The sequence below is a fragment of the Sunxiuqinia sp. genome (assembly GCF_055140945.1).
The window spans coordinates 207,928-215,423 of sequence record NZ_JBSQYS010000001.1 but is presented as its reverse complement, the minus strand read 5'-3'; the positions used below and the strand labels follow the sequence as shown (position 1 = coordinate 215,423).

The following is a 7,496-nucleotide window of genomic DNA, read 5'->3' as shown; positions in this document are numbered from 1 at the left end:
TTCAATTGATAAAAACAGTACAGAAACACTTGAATTACCTGTAAAGTCTGATTTGTTTAACGATACTGATGAGGGTGATGAATTGACGATCACTGCAACTGCTGAAGATGGTTCTGCACTTCCAGCTTGGATGAGCATGAACGAAGCTGAGATGAAGTTGACTCTTTCTCCAACTGCTGATGAATTGGGAGAGCATAAGTTTATACTAACAGCAACCGATAAAATGGGTGCAACTGCAAGCGTAGAAATAGTTGTAGTTGTGCAAATTCCAACTGGTTTCGATGAGCTGATTAGTGAATCTGGCTACCGTGTTTATCCTAATCCAACTGATGGACTTATTAAAGTTGATGTGAAGAATGGCGATTTGTTAGAAGGAGAAATCTTTGTTCGTAACCTTGTTGGTCAGGAAATTCATCGTCAGGTATATCAATTGTCTGATCCGATTATGATTAACCTTTCAGATAAGGTAAATGGGATTTACTTTGTTACACTAAAATTGGGTGACAAGGAATTTACCGAGAAGATTATTAAGAAGTAATCAAATTCAAAATAATTCAAGAAAGAGGCAGCTGTTTAGACTGCCTCTTTCTTTTTGTAAAAAAGTAAAGCCTCCAAACTCAGGAGGCTTACACTTCGAATTGATTGATTAAAATATCCCTTTTGGGTTGATTGTTTATTCTCCGCTTTCTTCAGCTGCCACTTCAACAGGAGTTAACAAAATATCGACTGATGTTGTGTCGTTTGCAATGACAACGATACCTGAAGTTTCAAATTCTTCGTATCCTTCAGCAATGCATTTAATGTCGTAATCTGCTGTAGGAAGACCAATTGCTGCATAGTAGCCGGTTGTATCAGTCAAAGCTGAAGTGATCAATGAATCCATTTGATAGAACTCAACGGTTGCATTTCCAACAGCAACGCTATCTCCAACTGACACATATCCGTTGATAATGCCTGTGAAATCTTCTTGCACTACGGCTCGTATTACCGGCTTAAAAATAAAACCTTTAATGCCTTTTTTGCTTTTCACATTCCCTTGAACAATAAATGATTTACTCACATCAAAATCCAATAATACTGTTGATGAGCCACCGTCAGCAACTGTTAGCCCGTCCATTATTTTAATTTTCAAACCACTGCTTGACCCACTTGGAATTTTAAGGTCGTAAGTTGTGCTATCTTCGTCGTTCAGTACCACATTGGCATCAACCACATGCATTCTGATCAAATCATATGTTCCTGTATCCAATTCTGCTTCGGTCAATTCCGCAGTTACGCCATTTCTTAAATCCAGTAAATTGAATTCCATCATTTCTTCTGAAACCGTGATAAATGTCGTTGAATCATTCTCTGTAGAGTCTGAATCGGCCACCATGCGGATTTCAATTTTATCGATTGTTACATTGGCTTCGGCCACCATGTTGGTTGGAAACGGAGCATCGGTCAATAAAAACGACACATGGCCTTTCCCTGTTAGTGAGCCATTCGAATTTTCATCTGACAAGCTTCCGCTGGTCGGATCTTGACTATTTTCTGTACATGACATGAAAAATCCTGCCATCATCGCAAAAAGTATAATTGATGCTGTTTTTAATCTAACTTTCATAACTGTTATTTTTATTCGTTAATTATATATTCTTGATTTGAGTTAATTTGGTACTGCAGTCCCAACGATCGGCAAATAATGCGAACAGCTGTTTCTGCATTTGTTGTTTTTATCTTTCCCGAAAAATGTTTCCCGGTACTGGCTTGAAGTTCAATCTTAATGTTGAAAAACTCTTCCAGATTTTCAGTTAAGGCTGAAAGTTCCTGGTTTTTAAACGTTCTGTCGAACGCTGCGAGCTCTGGATAGTCAATCGCAAGCTCTTTTAAATCGGTTAACTGATTGTTTTTATATTCCAGCGAATTTCCGGCTGGTATTAGTTGTTCCTGCTTGTTGTCCGAAAATTTCACTTTCCCCTCGTAGCAACTAACGAGCATATTGTTTTGCTTTTCAGAAACCAGAAATCGAGTACCCAAAACACGGACTGCTCCGAGCTGAGTTTTTACCGTAAACTTTTCTCCCTTTTTAACTTCAAAATAAGCTTCTCCTTTTAAATCAACTTGCCGTTTCCACCAATATTTCGGATAACTGGCCGTGCTGTTTGGGCTGAGAACAACGCGCGATTGATCAGGAAGTCGAAACGTGAGAACTTGCTGGGTCTGGTTTTCAAACGACTGTTCAGCAAGAAAAAACTGAAGAAGGAAAACCAAAATAAGGCTTGCTGCAATGGGAATTGCAATTCGGTAAAAATTGAGTCGCAACGATTGTCCGTTTGCCCTTTTGTTTTTTCCCTCTCCAATTTTCTGGATGATTTCTCTCAGCACAACCTCTTCATCTTTCGTTTCCGGAACCTGATAGGATTCAATTACCTGTTCCATTCGGTCTTTTTTGTCGGGTAGAACAAGTAAAATTGGAAATACAGATTTGTTGGTCGTGCACATAGCTCAAATGATTGATTGATACCCTTACTATCCATTCAACTGAAAATACCCTACCAAGAAAATGAATTATTTTTCCAGAGGGGTGTAATGTGTTGGTTTATTGTAGTTTGATGTTGATGAAAAAAACAGGCGTAAATTTCAGGGCGGTAATGTCGGTGCGTATGGAATAAGAGCCAGTATTGTCAGAAATATTGAAATAGTCAACTTCTAACACATTTTTACGGTTTAAAATATTGAGCAGTGAAATACCTGAACTAATGGTAAAGAATTTTGATTTGAACCGCTTCATCAGCGATAAGTCGGCTTGGGCGAAAAAAGGTAGGCGACCAAACTCTTGACTAATTCCAGCTTCTTCACTTTGTGTGATCAGATAAGGGCTGCCGGAGTGGTAGGTTAAATTGGTAGATAAAATCCAACTTTTGTATCGGGCCATCTCGGTCCAGCGAATCCTGTGACGCTGATCGTCAAAAGCCGGATAGCTTTCGCCACTATTAAAAACCTCAAACTGTTCGGTTGATTTCGATAAGCTGTAGGCCACCATGTGTGTGAACAATCCCTGTTTGTAATGGACCAGAACGTCAAACCCATAGTGCTCTGATTTTCCATTTCGAGTAGAATAGCGAATGGTTTTTTCCTTACCGCCACTCAATTCGGCGTACAGATTGACTTTTCCCGATGTCGTTTTATAATAAGGCTCAATGTTGATTGATAAACCGTTGCTTTCATAGCGCAAGCCCATAACATGCTGCTGAGATTCCAGAATACCAACTCCTGTTGAGTCGGGTAAAAACCAAACTAAGTCACTGTTTCCATCCGTGTCTATTTTTCTGATTCGCGACATAAACTGGTTGTAAATTCCACCGGAGTAAAACAGATTTAGCTTTTCTGAAATCGCATAACTAATTCCCCACCGTGGTTGAAAATAGAGTTGATTCTGGATGTTTTCCTGGTTCACCCGCACTCCAATCCGGGCGTGTAGCTTTTCGGTCAACTGGATTTTTTCTTGTATGAAAGCATGTAGGATTGTTACTTCAGAATCGTAATTGATAGAGTCAATTTTGACATTTCCAACCGTTTTATTGTTGATGTACGAGTAGGAAACTTCGTCAACATTGGCACCAATACCAAACTGATGGGTGAGTTCCCCGGTTTTCCATTCGCTCGACCAACTGACCATGATCTCCTGTAAACGATTCTCGTCAGTGTCCGATTCTTCCTTGCCGCCTTTTCCGTTCTTGTTTGGTTCCAAACCTGATGCCGAAGCCGAGTATCTATTTAGTTCGTTGTATCCGAGGTTGAAATGATGTTGCCAATTTCCTGCTTGGTATCTCCAATTTCCTCCAATGCCGCGGTTCTCGCTGTTTGCCTCATCTGCCTTGAAAAACCGGGAGTTGTCGCTAAAAATAAAATCGCGATTTTGTTGATCGTTACTTTGAAAGGCGTTCAGCGATATCTCTTGATTTGCTGAAGGTTTAATGCTTAGTTTTAGGTTGGCATCATCGTACATAACAGTTGGTGATACGGATGCCTGATCATCCGTCTGGGTGCCTTGTTCCAAAATTTGCCGATACAAATAATTCTCCCACTGGTCGATGTAGGATTTTCGGTAGGCACCACTGATGGAGACGACCTGACCAATAGGAAGTCGGCCCGATGCATTTACATTGAGCAGGTTCGCTGATAGATCAAGGCTTGGGCGGTAATAATTATCTTTCCCAGTCAACTCTACAACGCCTGAAATCCGCTCGCCAAACGAGGCATCAAAAGCACCGCGAGAAACAAAAGCCTGCGAAATATATTTGGCATTGAGTACACTGAGGTTGCCAAACAAGTGGCTGGTTTCCAGAATCGGCATACCATCCAGCAAAATCAGGTTTTCGGAAGGGGAGCCTCCGCGGATAGAAATGCCGGAGGATTGCCCGCTAAGAAAATTAACACCGGGAATCAAACTCAACGAAGTCACCAAATCGCTGTCGTCAATTCGGGGCAAGTTTTCTGATTGCTTGGGGTTAAAGGCCATTCGTCCGTTTTGCTTGCCCATTTCAATCACATTCTTTTCTTGTTGATGAACTTCAATCGCTTCAATATGGATGGCAAAAGGCACCAGGGCAATCTGATGGAAATTATCAGGGTCTGTATTAATCGTGGTATCTAATCGCTGGTAGCCCAAATGACTAATCTGGATATTCACTTCATCCGTTTTTGCAATCTTTTCATTGAAAATTCCTAATTCATTGGTGATTGTTCCAAGGTTTTCGCCGTAAGCGACAGTGCAAAATAGCAATGGTTCGCCGGTGGTTTGATCAATAACCTGACCTTTTAGCGTGATGAATTCCGGCTTTTTCGGAGGTAGAGGTGCTGGGTTTTCATAGAGCACGTAGGTGTTCTCAATTTTCTCGAAAAGCAAGTGATATCGGTCGCTCAATAAGGTTAAAAAATCAGTGACTGAAATCTTATCCTGATGAATCGTAACGGTAATGGTCGAAAAATAGTCGGCATCAAAAGCAAATGGCGTGTGGTATGTTGCCGAAATTTCTTCAAAAACGGTATTCAGACTTTTGTTTTCAGCATGTACGGAAATGACTTGTTGCTGTGCAAAACCAGAGATGCTTAATAAAACAAGAAGTAGGCTAAAGACGATATGTGTTTTACGATTTTCCAACAAAGTTTCATGTTTTTGTGTTGCCTAAAGATAACCACCTTAAAACTGTTTATCTACTTTCGATCGTAAATGTTTAAGTGCCTTGCTGATGTGTTTTTCGATTGCTTTGACACTTAATTGCAGGTTGTCAGCAATTTCCTGATAGGTCATTTTTTCAATCCGGTTCATTAAAAAAATGGCTCTGGTTTTTTCGGGCAACTGCGCCATGGCGGATTGCAATTTTTGATCAAACTCTTTCAGTTCCATCAGATATTCCGGCGACTCATTTTCGTGCTTTGTGACTAGCGAACTGCTAAAATTGAGCTGAATTTTTTTCTTGCGATGATGCTTGAAATAATGATTTCGAGCGATGGTGAAAAGATAAGACCGGACAGTTTCTTGCTTGACGTTGAATCGTTCTTCCCACAAAACAAGGAAAACATCCTGAGCCAGATCATCGGTAATAGTCAAGTCTCCCGAGAGGTAGTAAATGAAATTTCGAACATACTGGTAATGCTCCTTAAATACCGACTGAAACCAATTATTATCACGTTTTCCTTCAATCCTCATCCTTCTCTCCTGTCTTGTCAACCTGAACAAATATAAGAATTTACTCTATCTAACTGATTATTCACTTTCAATATTGCGCAGGCTAAAAGTTTGCTGAAATTAGAAACTGCTTTTTTTTGACTAACAATTTGAAAGCCTGAATTTATCAATCCCCTTTTTTATTATTTTTGCAGGCCTATGGAAAATAACAACACTCAAAAGCGAATTGTGGGTATCGGAAGTGCCCTGGTTGATATTCTGGTTCAATTAAAAGATGATCAATTGCTGGATACATTTCAGCTGCCTAAAGGAAGTATGACCTTGGTTAATGCTGAGCTTTCTCAGAAAATGCTGGATCGCACTGCAGACATTGATCGGAGTATTGAAACCGGCGGTTCATCAGCCAATACGGTTCGCGCAATAGCCCAACTGGGAGGGAAGGCTGGTTTTATTGGCAAAATTTCGAATGATGAAATGGGGCATTTTTTCAAAGATGAATTTGAGAAGTCGAATATCACACCTCATTTGTTTTTTAGCCAGATTCCTACGGGGAAAGCGGCTACCTTGATTTCTCCCGATTCGGAGCGCACGTTTGGCACTTACCTTGGTGCTGCCAGCGAATTGAGTGTTGATGAACTTTCCGAAAAACTATTTGCCAACTACGACTACCTGCACATTGAAGGCTACTTGGTTTTTAATCATGAGTTGATTGAAGGTATTTTGAAGTTAGCGAAAAAGCAGGGTTTGAAAATCTCTCTGGATATGGCCAGTTTTAATGTTGTTGATGCCAACCTTGAATTTTTAACCCGACTGGTTGAAGAATATGTAGATATTGTTTTTGCCAATGAGGAGGAAGCGAAGTCGTACACCGGATTGGAGCCAGAGGCAGCCTTGAAAAAAATTGCCTCTCAGTGTGAAATTGCCATTGTTAAAATTGGTAAAAAGGGCTCCTTAATTCAGGCCGGGAACCAATTTATTCAGGTTGAAACGCCGATTGTGAAAAGCATTGACACGACCGGGGCAGGTGATGTTTATGCCAGCGGATTTTTATTTGGGTTGGCCAATAACAAGGGTTTGCAGGAATGTGGCAAACTGGGTTCGTTGCTGGCAAGCAAAGTTATTCAAGTGCTTGGTGCAAAAATACCTGAATCAAAGTTGGCCGAAATTAAAGAGGAAATGCAAACGATTCATGGTTAAAACAGTCCATGAATCTGAGCATCAATTTTGTCAATTACACCACTTAAATCCTCCGGACTGTTGGTGATGTCAATTTTATCAACATTGACGACCAGAAGTTTACCGTCAGTATAATGATTGATCCAAGCCTCGTATCGCTCATTGAGTTGTTTGAGGTAATCCAACCGGATGGAGTTTTCGTATTCGCGTCCTCGTTGCTGAATTTGATTAACTAAAGTCGGAACACTTGCCCTCAGGTAAATTAATAAGTCAGGAGCTTTCACCAATTTGCTCATCAACTGAAACAAGGTTTTGTAATTATTGAAATCGCGGGTCGACATCAGTCCCATGGCGTGCAGGTTTGGAGCAAAAATCTCTGCATCTTCATAAATTGTCCGGTCTTGAACCACCGTTTGTCCCGAATTCTGAATATCCATCACCTGACTAAAACGACTGTTTAGGAAAAATATTTGCAGGTTGAAAGACCAGCGTTGCATGTCTTCATAGAAATCATTGAGGTAAGGGTTCTCATCAACGTCCTCATAATGAGGTTTCCAGCCATAGTGTTTTGCCAGAAGTCCGGCCATTGTTGTTTTCCCGGCCCCAATGTTGCCTGCAAGTGCGATGTGCATGATTTTATTTTTTC

7 protein-coding genes are annotated in these 7,496 nt (G+C 40.6%); 2 read left to right on the top strand and 5 right to left on the bottom strand.

Features of this window, described 5'->3' with window-relative positions:
• Positions 1–538, top strand: a 538-nt coding sequence (locus ACTB00_RS00855; RefSeq protein ID WP_463298055.1) for a T9SS type A sorting domain-containing protein, incomplete at its 5' end; no start/stop codon positions are given.
• A 135-nt stretch (positions 539–673) separates the two neighbouring features.
• Here the strand turns inward: ACTB00_RS00855 and ACTB00_RS00850 are convergent.
• From ACTB00_RS00850 to ACTB00_RS00835, 4 genes are all read right to left on the bottom strand, one after another.
• Positions 674–1,606: a DUF4382 domain-containing protein gene (locus tag ACTB00_RS00850; RefSeq protein WP_463298054.1), complete on the bottom strand. Its 933-nt coding sequence runs from the start codon at positions 1,604–1,606 to the stop codon at positions 674–676.
• Between the two features lie 11 nt (positions 1,607–1,617).
• The gene (locus tag ACTB00_RS00845) at positions 1,618–2,421 is read right to left on the bottom strand and encodes a FecR family protein (protein ID WP_463298053.1); all 804 of its coding nucleotides are present in this window, start codon (positions 2,419–2,421) and stop codon (positions 1,618–1,620) included.
• Positions 2,422–2,581: 160 nt separating this feature from the next.
• Positions 2,582–5,146, bottom strand: a complete 2,565-nt coding sequence (locus tag ACTB00_RS00840) for a TonB-dependent receptor (RefSeq protein WP_463298052.1) — start codon at positions 5,144–5,146, stop codon at positions 2,582–2,584.
• A 39-nt stretch (positions 5,147–5,185) separates the two neighbouring features.
• On the bottom strand, positions 5,186–5,695 hold the full coding sequence (locus ACTB00_RS00835) for an RNA polymerase sigma factor (protein WP_463298051.1): 510 nt from the start codon (positions 5,693–5,695) through the stop codon (positions 5,186–5,188).
• Positions 5,696–5,872: 177 nt separating this feature from the next.
• Here ACTB00_RS00835 and ACTB00_RS00830 point away from each other — a divergent pair, with 177 nt between their 5' ends.
• The gene (locus tag ACTB00_RS00830) at positions 5,873–6,871 is read left to right on the top strand and encodes an adenosine kinase (protein WP_463298050.1); all 999 of its coding nucleotides are present in this window, start codon (positions 5,873–5,875) and stop codon (positions 6,869–6,871) included.
• Here the strand turns inward: ACTB00_RS00830 and ACTB00_RS00825 are convergent.
• Positions 6,868–7,482 (bottom strand): deoxynucleoside kinase, encoded by a 615-nt coding sequence (locus ACTB00_RS00825; RefSeq protein WP_159521591.1) that lies wholly within the window; start codon positions 7,480–7,482, stop codon positions 6,868–6,870. The genes ACTB00_RS00830 and ACTB00_RS00825 overlap by 4 nt on opposite strands.
• Positions 7,483–7,496: the final 14 nt, after the last annotated feature.